The sequence below is a fragment of the Ruminiclostridium hungatei genome, assembly GCF_002051585.1.
GTDB lineage: Bacteria > Bacillota > Clostridia > Acetivibrionales > DSM-1351 > Ruminiclostridium > Ruminiclostridium hungatei.
Genome location: NZ_MZGX01000011.1, coordinates 121,419 through 141,643, shown reverse-complemented (window position 1 = coordinate 141,643; position 20,225 = coordinate 121,419). Strand labels below are relative to the sequence as shown.

Annotated in this window: 14 protein-coding genes; 2 read left to right on the top strand and 12 right to left on the bottom strand. The window is 40.7% G+C overall.

Annotated elements, in window-relative coordinates; genetic code table 11:
* Positions 1-185: 185 nt before the first annotated feature.
* Both CLHUN_RS09960 and CLHUN_RS09955 read right to left on the bottom strand, forming a co-directional pair.
* Complete coding sequence (locus CLHUN_RS09960; protein WP_080064438.1) at positions 186-3,680, bottom strand: fibronectin type III domain-containing protein; 3,495 nt, start codon at positions 3,678-3,680, stop codon at positions 186-188.
* Between the two features lie 325 nt (positions 3,681-4,005).
* Positions 4,006-4,785, bottom strand: coding sequence for a polysaccharide deacetylase family protein (locus tag CLHUN_RS09955; protein WP_080064437.1), 780 nt, complete (start codon positions 4,783-4,785; stop codon positions 4,006-4,008).
* A gap of 376 nt (positions 4,786-5,161) precedes the next feature.
* Here CLHUN_RS09955 and CLHUN_RS09945 point away from each other — a divergent pair, with 376 nt between their 5' ends.
* A complete protein-coding gene (locus CLHUN_RS09945; protein ID WP_080064435.1) occupies positions 5,162-6,232 on the top strand; it encodes a TIR domain-containing protein in 1,071 nt (356 codons plus the stop codon).
* Positions 6,233-6,348: 116 nt separating this feature from the next.
* On the opposite strand, the gene CLHUN_RS09940 is transcribed toward CLHUN_RS09945, so the two are convergent.
* The 8 genes from CLHUN_RS09940 to CLHUN_RS09905 all read right to left on the bottom strand — a co-directional run bounded on the left by CLHUN_RS09940 (position 6,349) and on the right by CLHUN_RS09905 (position 14,498).
* Positions 6,349-6,993: a hypothetical protein gene (locus CLHUN_RS09940; protein ID WP_080064434.1), complete on the bottom strand. Its 645-nt coding sequence runs from the start codon at positions 6,991-6,993 to the stop codon at positions 6,349-6,351.
* 4 nt (positions 6,994-6,997) lie between these two features.
* Positions 6,998-7,861, bottom strand: coding sequence for a hypothetical protein (locus tag CLHUN_RS09935; RefSeq protein ID WP_080064433.1), 864 nt, complete (start codon positions 7,859-7,861; stop codon positions 6,998-7,000).
* A gap of 93 nt (positions 7,862-7,954) precedes the next feature.
* Positions 7,955-8,638: an AlkZ-related protein gene (locus CLHUN_RS09930; protein WP_080064432.1), complete on the bottom strand. Its 684-nt coding sequence runs from the start codon at positions 8,636-8,638 to the stop codon at positions 7,955-7,957.
* 49 nt (positions 8,639-8,687) lie between these two features.
* Positions 8,688-8,945, bottom strand: a complete 258-nt coding sequence (locus CLHUN_RS09925; protein ID WP_080064431.1) for a DUF3795 domain-containing protein — start codon at positions 8,943-8,945, stop codon at positions 8,688-8,690.
* A 139-nt stretch (positions 8,946-9,084) separates the two neighbouring features.
* A complete protein-coding gene (locus CLHUN_RS09920; protein ID WP_080064430.1) occupies positions 9,085-9,993 on the bottom strand; it encodes a helix-turn-helix transcriptional regulator in 909 nt (302 codons plus the stop codon).
* The gene (locus tag CLHUN_RS09915; RefSeq protein ID WP_080064429.1) at positions 9,990-11,180 is read right to left on the bottom strand and encodes a M24 family metallopeptidase; all 1,191 of its coding nucleotides are present in this window, start codon (positions 11,178-11,180) and stop codon (positions 9,990-9,992) included. The genes CLHUN_RS09920 and CLHUN_RS09915 overlap by 4 nt, the downstream gene beginning before the upstream one ends.
* A gap of 207 nt (positions 11,181-11,387) precedes the next feature.
* Complete coding sequence (locus CLHUN_RS09910; RefSeq protein WP_080064428.1) at positions 11,388-13,172, bottom strand: sensor histidine kinase; 1,785 nt, start codon at positions 13,170-13,172, stop codon at positions 11,388-11,390.
* Positions 13,173-13,298: 126 nt separating this feature from the next.
* Positions 13,299-14,498, bottom strand: a complete 1,200-nt coding sequence (locus tag CLHUN_RS09905; protein ID WP_117387038.1) for a transglutaminase-like domain-containing protein — start codon at positions 14,496-14,498, stop codon at positions 13,299-13,301.
* 555 nt (positions 14,499-15,053) lie between these two features.
* Here CLHUN_RS09905 and CLHUN_RS09900 point away from each other — a divergent pair.
* Positions 15,054-17,147, top strand: coding sequence for a glutamine synthetase III family protein (locus CLHUN_RS09900; protein ID WP_080064426.1), 2,094 nt, complete (start codon positions 15,054-15,056; stop codon positions 17,145-17,147).
* A 425-nt stretch (positions 17,148-17,572) separates the two neighbouring features.
* On the opposite strand, the gene CLHUN_RS09895 is transcribed toward CLHUN_RS09900, so the two are convergent.
* Positions 17,573-18,664 carry a glycosyltransferase family 2 protein gene (locus CLHUN_RS09895; RefSeq protein ID WP_080064425.1) on the bottom strand — a complete coding sequence of 364 codons (1,092 nt, stop codon included), beginning with the start codon at positions 18,662-18,664 and terminating at the stop codon, positions 17,573-17,575.
* Positions 18,665-18,683: 19 nt separating this feature from the next.
* A complete protein-coding gene (locus tag CLHUN_RS09890) occupies positions 18,684-20,225 on the bottom strand; it encodes a lipopolysaccharide biosynthesis protein (protein WP_080064424.1) in 1,542 nt (513 codons plus the stop codon).

Here is a 20,225-nt window from a genome sequence, read left to right as displayed (position 1 = left end):
CACTCCTTAAGCAATTTAATAAATAAGTGTAAAATTCTGGATTATGAGATAATATGGTAATTATATTATGTTTGCAAATATATGTGATATTCTGCAAAATATTATCTTTTACAGCCCAGGTTTCATTTCGTTCACATTTCATATTTCAGTTCTCATTTCATATTTTAGTATACTCTTACGCAACGTTACTGTATGGTATAAGTGACAGTTGCATTTCCAGCATGCTTCGCCTTTAAGGTTATGCTGTTCACAATTCCTGACCACACCTGCCAGGATTGTTCAGAGCCTGCTTTGGTGAATACTATTGTCCCTGGTACCAGCTGTTTTATCGTAATATCTGTTCCGGATATGTCTCCCTCCAGGGCGTCAAGTTTTGCTGTGAAACCACAGAGGTCTGTTACTTCAAAGTCATTGGTATCATACTGTATTGTAAAGGTATATTTGTTTAAGTCCTGTATGTTGGATGCTGAGAGAACCAGATCAAATTCTTCTCCGGTATCAGAGTTGATTTCAAAGGTTTGCACAGAACTTAAGGTGTTTACTGTTGTTAATGTGCTCCAGTCACTATAACCGGTTATATTCTTTGATCTTACTCTGTAAGTATGGCCTGTACCGGGCATAAGTGATGTTTGCAGGTAGCTTGTCCCTGTGCCGTTGTTTATTGCTCTGCCATCTGCCTCTATCTCATATTCAGCAGCTCCGGCTACTTTGTCCCACGTTACCAGTATTGATGCCATGTTTGAGGAAGTTGCCACATTGGATGGTATTGCAGGTCCCTCCGGAAGTGTCGATACATTGAATACCGGGCTCCATTCCCCGGCTCCTGAGCTGTTTTGGGCCCTTACCCTGCATGTATGTGATGTTCCCGAAGTCAAGCCGGTTACATTAAATGACGTTGTTTGAATATTTGAAGTTACTACTCCATCTGCTTCAACATCATATGAGGTTGCTCCTTCTAGTTTGTTCCACATCAATACTACTGAGGTCTTTTTGGCTAATCCGGATACCCTTGGTACATTTCCCATCGAGAACTGCGTTGCTTGAATCAGCGGTGCACTCCAGTTACTTACTCCACTTCCGTTTACCGCCCTTACTTTTATGATGTGCTGTGTATTGGGGGTAAGACCCATAGCAGAATATGTTGTTGATTGTATTCCGGTTATTATTGATCCATCAAATTCTATGTCATAGGTGATGGCTGTTTCTACAGGATTCCACTCTATTGATATTGATGTCTGATCAGATGCTGCCGTTACGTTTTCCGGTGTGCGCAATGTAAATATCAGTATGGTCAAAAGTTCAGTCCACTCACTGTTTTCCGTTGCACTTCTCGCCCTTACTCTGTATGCATGGCTTGAATTTGGTTCCAGTCCGCTATGTATGACCGTTGTCTCTTGTCCATTGTCTGTTACAATGCCGTCTATTTCAAGGTCGTATCCTATTGCATCAGGTACGGCATCCCAGGATAGTTCTACTGATGTATCATTTGCATTTGCTTTAAACCTTACAGGTGTACCGAATGCATTGGTCAGTGTTGATGCTACTACTGCAGCACTCCATTCACTGTTTATCCCGCCTTTTTTTGCTCTCACTCTGTATAAGTGTTGAGTTCCGGGTGCCAGGTTATTTTGTGTATATGTGGTTCTTACACCGTTGTCATAGGTTACACCGTCCACTTCAACGTCATAGCCTGATGCTCCGGTTACTGTATCCCAGGATAATGTTATGTTGTTCAAGGTCGGTACTGCCGTGACGTTTACAGGTACCGGAACCGACTCCAGCTGCGTTGTGGCATTTGCATATCCGCTCCACTCACTTTTTCCTCCCGGATTGATACTTCTTACTCTGTATGCGTGATGTGTTCCAGGTGTCAAACTGTTATGGATGTAGTTTGTGTTAGGTCCGTTACTTACAAGTTCTCCGTCTACTTCGATATCATAGCCTGTAGCACCGGGGACATTGTTCCAGGTTACTGTAATTGAAGTGCTTAAGGGTATTGCATTGAGATTTACCGGAACATTAGGTGAACCCGGCAATGTAGATTTTGTTATGGAGCTGCTCCAGCTTCCGGGGCCTCCTTCATTCTTAGCTCTTACCCGATAGGTATGCGGTGTTCCCGGATTGAGGCCAGTATGTGTGTATGAAGTTGCAATATAGTTATTTAATATTGCTCCATCAACTTCAATATCATAACCTGATGCACCGCTTACAGCCTCCCAGGAAACAGTAACGGTTCTATCAGTTGCAGTTGCAATTAAATTAGCAGGCGAAGCAGGCGGTGCAATGAGGGTTGTACCACTAACCGGCGAGCTTACTGCTGTTTCAATATTCTCCGCATTCCTTGCCTTGGCACTAAAGGTATATGTACTGCTTGGATTCAATCCTTTAACAGTTACTTTTTTACCGGTTAATGTAACCCATACAGGTGTGGCAGTAAGGGTTCCCTCCTGAGTTACATACTGGGTCCCGTTATTTGCACTAATCTGGTACTGGGTTTCATCTGAGTTGTTGTCTGTTGATGTAATATCTAAAGTATATGAAGTTGCATTGTTGACAGATAAGTTTGGCACAGCTGCTTTAGTATATATATTCTGTGTACTGCTTGCAATGTGCCCTACAACATCTCTTGCCTCAACCTTAACCTGATACAGCTGGTTTGAAATCAAATTATTCAAAGAAGTATATGTCATTGCACTTCCCCATGGTGACACTTCAGTACCTACTGTATATCTGTATGGATTAGTATCCAGGCCTCCAATGGTGTCAATTGCCGGACCGGAGAGAGATACATCTATTTTGTCAACCGTTGAGGATGCATTAAATGTACAAGGTGCTGGCGCAGATTTATCCACTTTAAAGTTTACTGTCTGAGTAACTAGAGTAATAACTTTGCTGTCGGTTACTTCATATTTTATAGTATGATTACCTTCAGTTAATGTACTCATATTAATTCCATTAAAGCTTATGCTCTGGGGTGTTGTTGTATTTGAAACAGTTTTTACATCCTTATATACTCCTTCTGAATCTAGATAGTATTTACATATTAAAGTATCATTGTCGGAATCAGAAACAGATATCCTAGGAATGAAGTTTGTATCTAATTCAGAAAACACCTCATTTTGAATAGTTCCACTTATTTCTGGACTAGCATTATTAATTAGTAAGTATGGATCTGCTAAAGTTCCGCTTCCACCACTAATCACCAGACTTACTGGTAGTGATTTGCACAGTCGTATACATCCAGGAAATGAAAGATTAGAAGCAGTACCAATTTCACCTTCATAATATATTATATAAGCGTTAGCTCCATCATAAAGAGATGACGTCCAGTAGGAATTACTTATTTTTCTTAAGCTATTATTCCATACACCGCCCTCTAATTCACCTTTTGTTGGAACATCGATCCTTCCAGCAATAAACGGACTTGTCATACCTGATAAATTAAGAGACATTACCCTTCCATTGTTACCAGTTAGTTTTAAATATATTATACCTTCGTATTTTACATACTTACCGCCCTGTATAGTACTTATCCCAGAATTAATCGTTTCTGCCTTAACTACATCTCCAAATTTTAAAAATTTTCCATTTCCATTTGGTAAAATATTAATACCAGATATAACAACAGTTATAGATAGAATTATTGCTATAATAGACTTAAATTTTTTATGTACAGACATAACATACTCTCCTTTTATAGTAGAAAATATTCGATTACTAAATCTTACCATATATATAATAAAATTCAAATATATTATGTTTTATTTTAAATTTTAAAGGTATATTTTAGATATCATTGTATAAAGTAAATAAGCATAGCATTTCCATTCCGTTTCTCCTTTAAGGCTATACTTTTCTTGTTCATTATGATACATCAAGTAATTGTTGAACTTCAATCTTACTTTACCATTAAGTCAAAATGCACACTATTCCACCATATACCTGCCTGGAAAGTGCTGAACCTGCTTTTTGAGATTATATTGTTCAGGAGCGTCATTTCAAGATTTACCTTTTCTGCTGTCTCCCCTGATCATCAATATAATAATTCTCCTTCATAATCAATTCTGAAACCGGGGCGAAATTCAGGCCTTTGGCCTTCAGCTCAGAAATTATCCTGGGCAGGAGTTCTACCGTATATTGAGTATCGTTGTGAAAGAGAATAATCGCACCCGGCTTTGTTCTTTTTAGGATTCTGTCCAGAATGGCCTGCCTGCTCATCTCTTTCTTCCAGTCAAGGCTGTCAACATTCCATTGTATGGGATAGCACCCCAATTCATTGCAGGTTTCTATTACGGTGTTGTTGTAGTCACCATAGGGGGGCCTGAATAATGTAACTTTTGTACCTGATATTTCTCCCAGCTTCTGATTGCAGAGCTCGATTTCACTCCTGCACTTTTCTTTTCCTATGGTACTCATCCTTAAGTGGGAATATCCGTGGTTGGCCACATCATGGCCATCCTGGGCTATAAGTCTGACTGCGTCGGGAAATTTTTCTCCCCATTGTCCAACCATAAAAAAGCTGGCTCTCACATTTTCTTTTTTCAGTATCTCCAGAATGGCGGGAATATCTCCTGCCCCCCATGCACAATCAAAAGTTATGGATACCAGATTTTTATCAGTTTCAACACTGTATATGGGCAGCACCCTATTATTGCCGAACACGCTGACTGACTTCAGCATTTCAGTGAATCCGGCAAAATACAGCAGCGCACACAGGCCTATACCCACGATGGAAACACCAAAATACCTTGCAAACCTTTTCCGGTTTATAATAAATACCTTCATTGCATAACCCCTTAAATATTGATTTATATACTATTAATATTTAATATTTAATACAGTTATGTTATTTGCATTTATCCCAGTTTAAATTGCGCAGGCCGGGGCTTGCGGATTTTCACTATGGTACACTTATTGCCGGCTTGAAACTTATTGCTTATTCTATACACCACCGGTCAGAAGATAAGCTGTTGAGCGAAACAGAAATGCCTCGGGCCGCATCAGCACCTGTTGCAGCAGCGTATTCAATTTTCAGTATCATATACTGTTATATTAATTTTGTAATTTTAAAAATTGGTGTTATAATATGGAAATAATGAGAAACCATATGCTTTTTTAGAATATCTGTTTTACTTAACAACAGCTAAAGGAGATTAAATAAATGCCAGCTTATCCAATTGAAGTTGTAAACCTCGGAAGACCTGAAAAGATTATAACAGATAATATTATTAATGAATTAAATGCACTTCAACAGGATATAGTTTTTTCTAATCCGCCTGAACATCTGAAACATTGGGGAGTACCTTTTGAAAGGGAAAATTATACGACACAATATGTCTGGGAGAAGTTGAGAGAATACAAAATGAGCAGCAAGGGTTTTCACCCATATATTTTGGCAATTGTACATGGAAAGCTATCTTCAGAGAATCTATCCAATTTGTTTGCTTCAAGATCTGAAGAAGAGTCTTTTGCTGTTGTTACTACCGATGGTTGGGAAGAGCTTTATGCACCTCCTTCGTTGGAAGTTTATCTTATGTATTATTTTATCAGATACACTATTTCCTTTATTTGCCCGGAAATAAAAAATCATGTGGATACTCGAAACTGTTTTTTTGATAAAAAAATCCATAAGCCCGATATAAAACTTTCAATCAAGTCCGGCAGAATCTGTGACAGTTGTAAAAGTGCTTTAGAAAAGTGGATTGATGGACATACATATAATTCAATTTTAAAACTTATTCACCATTTAAATGATAGGGTTAATAACCACAATATCCATAGAGTCAAAAGACACAATGCTTTTGTCGGCTCTTCTTCCGAGGGGCTGAAAATCGCAGAGTACATACAAATCGGGCTTGAAGATACGGTGGACACAACCATATGGTCTCAAGACATTTTCGCACTTTCAAAAGGTAACTTGGAAAATCTGGCCAATGCCGTAAAAAAATTTGAATATGCAATACTTGTGTTAACTCCAGATGATTTGTCTTATAAAAGAGGGAGCATGGAAAAAGTACCAAGAGATAATGTTCTTTTTGAACTTGGTCTCTTTATGGGGGCTCTTGGTCGAGACAGAACATTCATGGTGTACTGTAAAGATGAACGGATTAATCTTCCCACCGATTTAGCCGGAATAACTGCCGCAACTTATAAAAGACGTGATGATGGCAATTTATCGGCAGCAATAGGTCCTGTCTGTACAAAATTAAAACAGGTTATGGGAGTATATTGATATATCTGCAATATTAATTTTTTATTTAAGCTCCCAAGCAGTATTCCTGGCTTATTATGTTTAAACCGGGTTAACCTGTAGTGCTAATTAAAAAATGTGGTGACAGTCAGAAAATACTATTCCACTTGCAGGTGATTCCTTACATCCTTCAGCAGCACCAGCAATGAAATCACCGCCAGAAGCTTAACCACTATAATTCCCATAAAAGACGGCTTCGCCCACTGCTGCACATTAAGCATAAACGGCAGCACAAGCAGTTCAGCAAAGGTACAGCCGGCAATCCAGTACCATCTGTTTTTTGAAGCTTTCATAAATCTCCGGCCCGCCGCTTTGTCACCGTTATATTCTTCCTCCAGCTGCTCCTGCAGAGTGAGCGTCTCCGGCGGAATGTCCATGCCGGCAGCAGACTCCTGATATAGTCCGAAAGACTTGCTATGTATTCCCCTGCATACGGAATAAAAAATAATCAGTTGCACAATTGAACAAAATGCCGGAAACCCCAGCAGCCATATATTTGAGGGAGAAAATTCACTGTTAAAAACATTGGAGGGATAGAAAATCGTAATCAGTGAAACAAAAAACATGATTACCGCCGGAGCCGCCCCCTTCCTGAATGGGGGACATTCCTTCCCCAATCCGTCCAAACCGGCCGCCACAAGTGCATAGCCTATAAAATCGGGCAGGATGTCAAAAAAGCCGATATTAATATTTATGAAAACAAGTACAAACCCCCATATGACTTGCGAATAATGTTTTCTCAAGCTGTCACCTGCCTTCTCTGATAAAATTTCTTACATCCCCTGCAGTCAGTTTATAGTATTGATCACAATGAACCATATTGCTCATTTCACATCTGCCCCCGGCGCTGTCCACACCGCTTAACCTGATAGGAATAAATACTCTTGAAAATTGGTATCCGGGCACCTTTGAAACATCCTTAAGGGCATATTCCACTTCTATGCTGTCATCTGTTGCCATATCTATGGGAAAGGTAAAATCACTTATAGACGTTCCGTTTATTCTTACATCAAACATTTCCTGTACTATATCCATAAACGGGCTTTCCACGGCAGTCAGCCTGATATTGTCAAGAGCCCTGGCAGTACTGTGCCCCCTGCTGTCGCTGGAGCTCATTCCATTTTCAAATTGCAGTGCATTGTTGCTTATTTGCTCTTCCCTGTACATACACAGCCGGCCAAAATCATATTCACGGGATATGTTGTCCTTGTCTGTCAGCATTAGCTTTGATATGTAAACCGGTTTTTCAGCAGCTTTGTCAACCAGCCTCTCTGCACCGTTTTTAAGAAATACGCTATTAAGCCTGATAACCAATTTGTTGATTTTATAGCTGCTGTTTCTTATTGCTTGCATTTCAAAAGTATTGGTATAGAATTTATCCGAATCTATTTCGGGAAAACTGGCCTCATACCAATTATTTTTATCGTAGGAATTTGTTATATAATAAAATTCAGCTTCGGTATTCTCATCTGTATGATATGCAAGGTAGGCTTTCAGAAAAACAGGGTCGTCAATTGAGTAGCTCAAAAATGCCCGGATATTGACCACCCAGGCAGAGACAATTAAAATTAAAACTGCAGCTATACTGATAATTTTTAATCTGAGTTTCATAAATCACCGGCTTTCATATATTATCAACCGTATTGGCAACCATATTATCGACCGTATTGCAACCATATCTGCAACCATATTGGCAGCTAAATCTTATAAGGAATTTATTCTCAAAGCTTTTACAAGCTGCTGCTCCGTCACCTGGCTGCTGTTTTTTAAGCCTGCTTGAATAATAAATCCTGCTGCCTCTCTGCGCTCCAACTCTGCTGCCTCTTGGAGCCAGGCGGCAGGCGCCCAGTTTTCAACCCTGTCATACACGTTTGCAGGCCAACCGTACGGCTCACCCGCCTTATTAAGCTTTCTCCTGTTGCCTGCCACAGTTATATAAAAGTGTTTTTGCAGCTCCACAACAGCATTATCCGCTTTGCTGCTCCCCTTTTTACCAGTACCCAGTTCATGTCTGATATCACTTGTGTTCAGCATTGTCCTGGTCTCAAACAATTCCCAGAGCTTTTTTTCCTCAAAACTTATCAAGCCTTGCTGCCATCTGTATTCCATTGATTCTGTGTGGTGACAGGCAGCGTAAAAATAGGGGTACAGCCTTGCTGAAATAAAGCCCTTATGTCCTCCCAATATACACCCGAAGGCCAGCTTTTTTTCTTCAGCGGCCCTGTCCTTCCAGCACCAGGGGTCAGTGTCAGGATCGCCTGTATGCCAGGCTTCTTTGGGCGTTTCACCCACCACAGAAGGAAAGTCCTGAAGGATATTCGACAAAGCCATGAACCCTAGCTGGTCCACTCTATTTACAAACTGCTCATAATTCAGTAGCTTTTCCATAATAATATTACCTCGTTTTACTGTTATTTGGCGTCAAAACTCCTACTGCTCAATTACTGGTCCACTTTTTGCATTGCCGGATTCTCAATCCGTTATCTCCGTGAACCGGATCATAGGAGAATTTGTCCAGCACCTGGCAGGGAAAGCTCTGGCACTGCCCGCAATGGGCCTTTCCCTTGCTCTCACAGCAGCTCTTCACCTCACACTGCCCCCAGGCGGGTTGTGTAATATTACTGCAGCCGGTGCAGTTGAACTGCTCTCTGAAAGTACATTCACTGCAAATAATTCCGCATCTTGATTCTATCATTTCAGCCTCCTGATTTATGCCAAACGGCAAAATAAAAGTAAGGAGCAGCTTTGGGACAGCCTATTATATGCCGTCTGCTGACTTATGCCTGCTGTCTGCTGCCTCTTCCACTGAAATAATATCACAGTGAACCGGACAACTATATGTCATGTTCGTAAATCGATAGAGTATTCTTTGCAGTTTCAATTATCTTTTCTCTGATTTCCAGAGGTGCCATAACCTCCACCTTGTCTCCGAAGGAAAGCAGCCACCTCAACATATATTCCCTGTCGGTAAATCCAATGGTGAGTTTCAGCTTTCCCTGAGGGTCTTCCGCAAAACAAGCGGGCCCGTATTCCTCCACCAGCAAAAATTTAACATCCTTTTCAAATATGGCAATTAATACGGTATTATCCTGAAAATAACTGTCCAGCTCTATTTCTTCAAGCCTGACTCCCCTGGGCTCATAAGGTGTGCCAGTAATTACAGGCTCCCAGAGCCTGTTAAGCTTGAAAAGTCTGTAAGCCTGCTTCTCGGTGCAATACCCGTATACATACCAGGAAGCCCATTTGTACGTAACCAGGTAAGGTTCGATAATACGGCTTTTTACGCCTTTTTTTGAATAGTAATCAAACTTCACCAGCTTGTGTTCAGCTATGGCTGTTTTAAAAAGGGTTATTTTCTCGGAAAGGCTGCTCCTATAATGGGATGCCAGGTCTATGGCCACCTTTTCCCCGGTGGTGCCCTTCTCTGCGGGAGACAGCTTGTCAATAAGTCTTGCGATATCCTTTGAGTCCGAAACACTTCCGATGCTTTTCAGTCCGGAAATTATATTCTGCAGCTCACTGACCGACATAACCCTTTTGTCCAGCTTGTAGCCCTCGGCCAAAGCTATGCCCCCATCACCGCCCTGATATGTTATAACCGGTATTCCTGCCTTGCAGATAGCCTCAACATCCCTCTGGATGGTTCTTCTGGATACCTCGAATCTTTCTGCCAGTTCAGGAGCGGTTACCTTCTCCCTCTGCTGCAGGACAGTTATTATACCCAGCAACCTATCTATTTTCATACTACAATAATATCCTTTTCTCCGCCTGTAATAAGCTGTCCTCCTTCAGGTGTCACTATATATGTATCCTCCACACCTACCATTCCAATACCTGCAATGCCCTTTTTGGGCTCCAGGGCAATTACCATATTTTCCTCAAGCGGACTGTCAAAACCATTTGCAATGGCAGGAAGCTCGTCAATATGCAGGCCGATGCCGTGTCCGAGAAATTTAACCTTCCTGTTTCCAAAACCCATGAAGTTGTGAAGAAAATCTGAATCCAGACTGGACATTACGGTTTCATATATCTGTGAGGGCTTGTTTCCCGGCTTCAGCAAGCCGGCTGTATGCCTCTGCACCTCAATGCACTTCCGGTGAGCCTTCACAACCCCGGCAGAGGGTGTACCTCCAAACATGTACACCTGTGTCCTGTCACTGTGATAGCCATTCATACCGAAGCCTATATCCACAAAAACCAGGTCACCCTTTTTCAGACAACTTTCCCTGCTGCCCAGTATGGGAACAGCCGCACTCATTCCCCTCATACCTCCGGGCCCGTCAAAGTTTGTGGGGTACAGGGAATTTTCTCCAAACCCTATCTGGCCCGCTATCATCTCTGTTTGATGCCGGTAAAAGCGTGAGACCCCATGAAACCCGTTTTTAAGCATTTGCTCATAGAGCTCTGCTGTGAAGTCCAATTCACTCATGCCCTCTCTTAAAATGGAGGGAGCAATCTCCTCCAACAGCTTCTTGTGCTGTTTTCCCGACTCCTTCATCCAGTGGAGCTCAAAGGGGCTTTTGACAGCTCTTACTTCGAATATAATATTATCCAGACTCAGCATTTCCTTAAAGGCAAAGTACTTCTTAAGCCTTTCAAGAGTACCCACTGTCAGCATTTCCGTTTCCACAAGCACCTTCCCCAGCTCACTGCCTGCAACCGCAGCCGCATCCTTATAGCTTTCCATTGGATATATACAGGAAAGAGGGGATTCCTCAACCGCCCTTTCAAAACTTCTTCTGGCAAAATAAAAGGCTGAACCGTTTCTTTTTACAAGAAGAAGTCCGTCCTGCATGGTACCGGTGAAGTAAAACTGGCTGACACGGCTCAAAATAATTGCAGTATCCCAATCAGGGTGCTTTTCAGTTATTGACCTGCAAAGTTTATTTATTCTTTCCAACAATTCCAGCTCTGTAACTTCTATTTGCATATTATTAACAAATCTCCCCGCAGCTTTAATTTATTCAATCTTCATATGCATATCCCGGTTTTGGCAGCAAAAGGGTGAGTTTCATACCAAGCCCCGGCAGCAGCGAACAGCCGGCTAACAGGCCGGCTTCCCTTAATATACCATAATATTATCACAAAATAGCAGATACAGGCAAAAACAATTTTAACCGGCTGAATTGCTAAAGCATCAGGAGTAATAAATATCTGAAAACTCTATATTGATTCGTTCAATTCGCCTTTGGCTTTCCACTTCTTCAATGGAGAATTGTTCCTCTCTTTTTTCAACAGTAGTAACCGGAAGCTCCACCAAAAATTCACTGCCCTTCCCGAATTCGCTTACCGCCCGGATGCTCCCGCCATGCATTTCAACAAAAGATTTGACCATGGACAGCCCGATACCGCTTCCATCTGTATTTTTAACCAGTGTCTGCTCAACCTGGACAAAACGTTCAAAAATTGATTGCTGCTTTTCCTTTGGAATACCAATCCCCGTATCCCTCACAGATATTAAAACCCTTTCGCCCCTGTCCTGAACCATAATAAATATGCTTCCGCCCTGGTCTGTGAATTTTATCGCATTTGAAATAAGATTCAGCATGATTCTTTCGATTTTGTCAACATCGCAGGCCAGTATTATCTCCTGGGTACTTTTTTCAAAATAAAGGTTTATCCCTTTATTCTCCGTAAACTCCTTTATTGAAAGTGTAATATCTTCAATTATTTTAACAATGTTATGATTACTGGAATTTTTTTTGAGAAAGCCCACATCTATTTTTGTGGTGTCTATTAAATTGTTTACCAGCCTCATAAGCCTGTAGCAATTCTGCTTCATGGTTTTAAGATGTTTGCTCAAGTTTATGGTGTTAGGAAGTTTCTCCCTGTCGAAATAAAACTTGCACAGTTGAATGGAGGCAAGTATTACATTTAAAGGAGTCCTGAAATCATGGGTAATATTGGCGAAAAACTGAGTCCTAAGCCTCTCAAGCTCAGCGGATTCCTTTAATAGACGCTCATCTTCTTCAACCAGCATTTTAAGTTTTTCGATGATTTTCGTCTTCAGGAAGTAGGATACCAGCAGCAGGCAGCAAAGTATGCCAAATGCTATAGTTATTGCGGTCAAAATAAAAAAGTTCTTTTTCAAGGTTTCCAAATCCTTGAAAACCTCCTTTTCAGGAGCCGTTAATGCCAAAAACCATCCTGACGGCGTGATTTTGGAGAAGGATACAAAATAGCTGACGCCTGAATTTTTGTAAAAGGTATAGCCGATGTTTTTAATGTTTATATCATTGTACAGGTTCTTAAATTCCGGATACTTTCCTTCGTTGGACTGTTCTGATTGCATGAGCAGTATATCAGGATGGGCGATTATCCTTCCCTTTCTGCTGACGACAAAGCTGAATCCCGTCTCACCCATGGTCAGCTTGCTTATCATATTATGTATATAAAGTGGGTCGATGGAAGCTGAAAGGGTTCCAACAATTTCTCCTGCATGATTTTTTATTGGAGCTGTACAGACAAGTATTTTCCTATTTTCTATAACGCCATCGAAAGGCTCCGAAATAACGGTTTCACCCTTAAGAGCCCTCTGAATCCAATCCCGGTCTGATAAGTCAAGTATCACGCCTGTGGTGCAATGCCCGTTTGCGGATAAATCCGTCACCTGAAACCGCAAGACACCTAATCTTTTAGCTTCCTCAATCAGGACGGGCTTTTGTACCTCCCATTCCATGGATTGGATATCTCCTCTGAAGCTTATTCCTTCAATAATGGTTTTAAATTCATTGAGATGCTGGTTCAGCAGATTTGCATTGTCCTCGGTACGGCTTACTGCAGAGTCTATTATACTTTTTTTAAGCACTTTGGAGGCGTTCTGATAGGATATGATTCCCAACACCCCGAATATAAGTAAAATCAGCAGAAAAATGATAGAAAAGAATTCAATTCCGGGAATGCGCCTCGATTTGATTTTCATTTTTTTAATCCCCTATCATAAAAAGCATCACTTTATATTCAGGATTAATTTTACTACTTATTTACATTAATTTCTATATATTCTAAATATTTTAGGACTTTCCCAAAAAAATTTAGGATATATGTATCACCACTCTCCCTGAATTTCTTCATTTTTATGGTCCAGATAAAATTTGGAGATATCAAAGTAATTTCCGCTGACTCCAAAGGTACAATCAACATTAACCCAGCTTTTTGCCTGAGAATCGTAGAATTGATTCCAGGCATGATCACCCCACGCAAGCCCGCTGTATCCAAGCCCCGTCACCAGCCTGACCTTTATGCCGTTAGCTCTGCACATTGAAATAAACAGGCTTGAATAATCGAAACAGATACCTTGCCTGGTTTCAAAGCATATAATGGTCCCTGATTGGGTATCCCTGGTTTCCTTTGCTATCTTTCTGGCCTTTTCGTAATCGTATTTTATGTTGCCGGTAATCCACCTGTACAGTTTTTTACTTTTATCATAGTCGCCCTCTGTATTTTTTGTGAGTTCGAGAGCCAGCTTATCTATTTCAGGAGTTGACTTGACAGCATCATCCAGAGTGACTCCGTTGAAATACTGAATCACCTTTATATTGTAATTTCCCAGGGCATCCTTGATATTTTCTGCTATCTTTGCCCTCTGTGTGCTTAATTCCTCCTGCTTGTTAAACTGGTCATTAATGATAACGGGTATTTTCTTGGCGATATCGGAATCCACCACAGGTTTTAAGGCGGTATCATACACTGTATTCAGCACTTTTGATTCATCTATATATTTTGACAGTCCCGGTACGGTAAAATAATATGAGAAAAAATAAAATATAAAGCTGAGACAGATGAGAGTAACCAAAGCCTTCGGTATGCTGCAAAAAAAGGAAACCAGCCTTTTGGAAAAGGTGCTCAAAGAGCTCATGGCCTTGTATATGCGATTTGCAGCTCCTTCGAATACATAATTGTATAAAGGGTATGTAGCCAGTCGTAATATCAGTACGACAACAATGAGTATTATAAATGCGGCACACAGATAAGTATAGATATTGTTCGCGTCCAGACTGGCTTTGACGGCAGCGGGAAGCCAATCGTATATGGTTTTGAAAACAAGGTTGCTCCTGTCGAACAGTATGCCCTTTGTCATAAAAAGTGCTATCAGCAGGGCTGCTATAAACTCCATATTATTAACAATGGAATAAAATCCGTTAATAATCCGGTCACGGCTAAAAGGAGTGAAAAACGACGCTGCAAGTATAAATATTACAGGTATTATCAATATTAAGCTGACCGGATTGAAATCAATATTATTCAAAAAATCTACCACCTTGATCAAATAAATGTCTCTATTGGTCAATATACGTTTCAGATGTTACAAACACTAGCAGGAATCCTGTGTTATCTGCAATTCCATGCTACACGTTATATGTATTATAGCACACAAATACCCGTATTTTTAATTTCCCTGACACAGGGAATATGCTTAATGATTTTTTTGAATCAAATTTTCAGGCTTATTGCATTTTATAGAATAAATACTAATGCCATCATGCATATTGTTTTTATACAATCCGCTTATATCAGGCTATTAACTTTCATTACATTTAAATATGCTTGTTTAAAAAGACGCACACGTATTTTTCTCTTGCAATTATTAATAAAAAATTGTATCTTGTAATAGTATATATTTAGTGTAATAAGTGCCGGCTTATGAGACAGGGCTTGTATTTTTGCCCATAACCAATGTCAAGCCGGCGGTAAGGTTAATGTTAATTCAAGTGGCTTCTTTCAGTGAGACTACCCTGCAGGCAGTCTTCGGCAATAAATGTTTCCGGAGGAGTTACTTCTAAATTTATTTATGAGGTGATTTATGAGTCATTTAAGTGAAATTTTTGGTTCCAATGTATTTAACGATTCGATAATGAGAGAACGACTTCCAAAGGCTACCTACAAGTCTATCAGAAAAACCATTGACGAAGGGCTTCCCCTTACTCTGGAGATTGCAGAGGTAGTTTCAAGCTGTATGAAGGATTGGGCCATTGAAAAAGGGGCTACCCACTATACTCATTGGTTTCAGCCCATGACAGGCATTACGGCTGAAAAGCACGATGCCTTTATCAATCCCACCGAGGATGGTAAGGTTATTCTGGAATTCTCAGGCAAGGAACTTATAAAGGGTGAAGCCGACGGTTCCTCCTTCCCCTCAGGCGGACTCAGAGTCACCTTCGAGGCGAGAGGTTATACCGCCTGGGACTGTACCTCTCCGGCCTTCATAAAAAATAACACCCTCTATATTCCTACTGCCTTCTGTTCCTACACCGGTGAAACCCTTGACAAGAAAACCCCCTTGCTAAGATCTATGGAATGCCTTTCCAAGAATGCGGTAAGAGTACTTCGCCTATTTGGCAACGAGAAGGTTTCCAAGGTTACCTCCACTGTGGGACCTGAACAGGAATATTTCCTTATTGATAAGAAGCTTTATGATAAGCGAAAGGACTTGATTTTCACAGGCCGTACCCTTTTTGGCGCAAAGGCGCCCAAAGGCCAGGAGATGGAAGATCACTACTATGGCAGCATCAAGGAACGTGTTTCCGCCTTTATGAAGGATCTGGATGATGAATTGTGGAAGCTGGGCATTTCAGCAAAGACAGAACACAATGAGGTCGCTCCTGCCCAGCATGAGCTTGCTCCCATATTCACCACCGCCAATATAGCTACAGACCACAACCAGCTCACCATGGAGCTGCTGAAATCGGTAGCTTTAAGACACGGACTTGTCTGCCTGCTTCACGAAAAACCATTTGCGGGAGTTAATGGCTCCGGAAAACATAACAACTGGTCCTTGTCTACAAATGACGGTCAGAATCTGCTTGATCCCGGCAAGACTCCTCACGAAAACGCACAGTTCCTCATATTCCTGTGTGCGGTAATAAAAGCCGTTGACGAATACGCGGATCTTTTAAGGCTGGCAGCCGGCAATCCGGGCAATGACCACAGGCTTGGAGCGAACGAAGCACCTCCGGCAATAATCTCAATTTTCCTGGGGGATGAACTTACAAAAATACTTGACCAGATAGCTGCCGGTGAAGATATCAGCGCCAATAAGGCCGGAAAGCTGACTGTAGGCGTGTCGACACTTCCTGCTCTTCCAAAGGATACTACAGACAGAAACAGAACCTCCCCCTTTGCTTTTACAGGCAACAAATTCGAATTCCGAATGGTAGGCTCCTCAGCCTCCATCGCCTCCTCGAACTTCTTCCTGAACACCATTGTTGCAGAGGTGCTGGAACAGTTTGCAGACAGAATTGAAAAGTCCGGGGATCTGGATACTGAAGTCAACAATATTATTAAAGAAGTTGTTAAGAAAAACGGACGTATTATATTCAACGGCAACGGTTATTCGGAGGATTGGGTAGCTGAAGCCGAAAAAAGAGGACTTCCCAATATCAAAAGCTATGTTGAAGCCATCAAATGCCTGATGGACGAGAAAAATCTCTCTGTAATGGAAAAGCACAAGGTTTTCAGCAGGGTGGAAATGCATTCAAGATATGAAATATCCCTTGAAAAATATATAAAGACCATTAATATTGAAGCCCTGACCATGCTGGAGATGTCAAGGAGGCAGATTCTTCCTGCGGCAATCAGCTTCGGCGCCCAGGTTGCAAACTCCATAAACCAGATCAAGAGCTGTGGTATTGATGCAGATATCAGTGCCAATGCAGAGCTTTTACAAGAGGTGGCCGCTCTTACCGCCCAGCTGAAAAAAGAAATCACCCTTCTGGACGAAAAGGTTGCCAAGGCCCAGGAGCCCGACCAGGATACCTTCTCCCAGGCTATGTACTACAGGACTGAAGTGTTTGTACAGATGGGCAGGTTAAGGGCAGCGGCAGATAAACTTGAATGCATAGTTGATGCAAAGCTGTGGCCGTTCCCCACCTACGCGGATATTTTATTCAATATATAGATTTTTATATATGAGATTTTTATATTAATTTAACCTGTAGTGCTAGTTAATAAAGTCTTTAAGAGACAAGTTCGCTCACGCGAGGACGACTTTAAAGAAATGCGCAGTATGATTAAAAGCTTTTTGCTGAAATTGTAGGCTTACAGCATGCTGATTTGGCAGTTAAATTGACAGGATGTCAATTTAAGCAGCACTCGAGACCTGGATGGTCGAGTTGCTGCGACGGCTAAAAAGCGTGCTGTAAGGTATACAATTTCGCCAAAAGCGTTATATACAAGCATTTATTTGAAGCTCGTCCGGGAGTGAGTAACATTTTCGGACTGTTACCACATTTTTAACTAGCACTAAAGGTTAATTTAACTAAAAGCTGTACCTGACGGACATTAATCCGCCAAAGTACAGTTTTTTCTTTATCCAAAAATAACCTATAAACTGCCCGAACTGTTGGTATACAGACTTTTGTACTTTTTCGGCAATAACTTTCTGATAACTTTTATTATTTGAGCCTTATTTTTATAAATAATCTGTTTAAAAATAATCTTATCGAATAGTTTATTTTTTACTTGCAGTATAAAACCTTCTTCCTCACATCCGGGCACTAATTTTATGTTTCCGGCAACCATAAGCACCTTGGGGTTTGTCAGCATTCTCACAACCAATTCTTTTTTTTGTTTCCTGCTGAATGCATTTTTGTATACATACACACGGTAAACAATCCTTCCGATATAGCCCATAAACCAGCTATAACTTGCTTGTCTGCATTCCTCGTCATTTAATCCCAGGGCTTGCATATACCCCTCTTTATATTCCTGGACCTTCAGCAGGATATCAAACAGCCGGGGATTAAATGTTTTTGTGATGCTGTTCAATGTCCCCCTGTAATAATAGAGAGGCTTGTTAATGTATACATATTTGGTGACACCTGCGTAATACTGCATATTGAATAAATAGTCCTCCAAGGCACATTCACCATAATCCAGGACATAAGAAACAATAATTTCTTTCTTATAGATTTTATTCCACATAAAGGAGGGCTGTCTTCCGGCAATTATATTACCTTTTATGATTAAATCCCTGAACTCTTCTCTGCCTAAAGTTAAATTGTCCTGGAACAAATAATTTGTTTTCATCCGTAAATCTGAAAAGCTGTAATAACCGCACTCACCGCAGTCTGCAGCATTTATTGAAACAGCGTTGTACAACTGCATACAGAAATCTTCGGCAACAAAATCATCGCTGTCAACAAAGCAAATATATTCCGACGCTGCATTTTCAATACCAATCCTGCGGGCAGTACTAATCCCTGAATTTTGCGTTGTAATTACCTTTATATTTTCATAATTCCTGCTGAAACTTTTGATTATACCGGGACTATTATCTGTGGACCCGTCATTGACCACGACTATTTCTATATTTTCAAGGGTCTGGCTTGTTAAAGAACTCAGGCATCTTTCCAAATACCTGCCTGTGTTATATACAGGAACTATCACTGATAAGTTATATTTATTCATATCCATGCCCGGAACCTTGCCTCCTTTAAATAAATCTTTTCAGCACGCGATCATAAGCCAGCGTCTTTACAAGTCCTTTAACATACCGGTATTCTTTTGTATGCCTGAAACACAAACATATCACTATGAATGGGATGACAGTACAAATTATTCCCGTACCGGAAACCGAAACCCAGGTAATACCGTTTTTGAACAACCAGGTGGACAGGGCTGAAGTAATACCTGTATTAACCCCTGTAATCAGTGCATAACAAACATATTTTGTAAAATAGGTTTTAGGGGAAGCCGCAAGTACGTATCTATACACTACAATAGGCCTATACCAGCAGGGAACAAGCAGGCTGCTGACAACACTCCCCATAAATACCCCTGCCAAACCTAAATACCTGACACTGACGATTGAAATGACAAGGTTTATTGCCGCCTGTATCAGCGATACAAACCTGTCCTGGAAATATACACCTGCCGCGGCTTTAATATTCGCCAGGGGTATACGCATACCGGTCACATAAAAATTGATAATTACCAGATTGACTATTCCCTGGCCGATTAATTTGTCTTCTCCAATCCACAAGGTGATAAAAGGATTCAATAAGTTATAAAAACATATACTTGCCCATCCGAAAAAGCAAAACGCCAGGAAATTATAACCATTAAAAATGTCCAGTCTTTTTTCCTCTGTTTCTGTAGCAATCAAATGTCCCCAACTTGCATTGGCCGCATTGAATAAATTCACCAGGAAGGAGTTTACGGTATTGATTATCAGGTAATAATTTGATACCAGTCCTACAACTGTGATATTAATAAATGAAGATATAATGATGTTGTCTGTCTGATTGATGCATAAATCCCCCATCTTATGGAGCAGGAGGGCTTTAACATTCTTCAGAATTGACGCTCTGTTTTCCTTTGACAGGTTTTGTACTTTCTTTTCCAGAAGATATGGATACCTCTTATTTATATATCCATTTACATAAAAGTTTTGCAATACACCGATGACCACCATACTTGCCAGGTAAGCAATGTAATTTTTAAAAACAAGCAGTATGGCCAATTGGATAAGCAAAGTAAGTATGTTGATAACCATCTGAATATTGGTAATCAGATACGATTTCTGATCTGCAAAAAGCAATGTGCGTTTATATGTAAACAAATAGGAGTAGGATGTATTAAATAGAAATATTAAATATATAAGATAGATATTTTGAATTCCCTCTCCGCCGGTTATGAATAACTTTATAAACGGCAGCAAAATCAGCCCCAGAACAGTAATGATACCTGCAATTATGCCGTATGCCTTCTTATAAAAATTCATTAATGACTTGATTTGTTCAATGTCATTTAATGCCAGAGGCTTGTACAGGCTGAAATTAATGGCCGCACCTATTCCCAATTCCGTAAACGAAAGCATTGTGAGAAGATTGGTAAATAATCCGTTGACCCCGAGATAATCAGTACCTAACACATGGATGAATACAGTCCGTGAAACAAAGCCTATCAACGCACCCAGTAATGTACTTATGGTAGACCATATAAAGTTTTTAGCGGTATTTTCCAGTCTCGACAT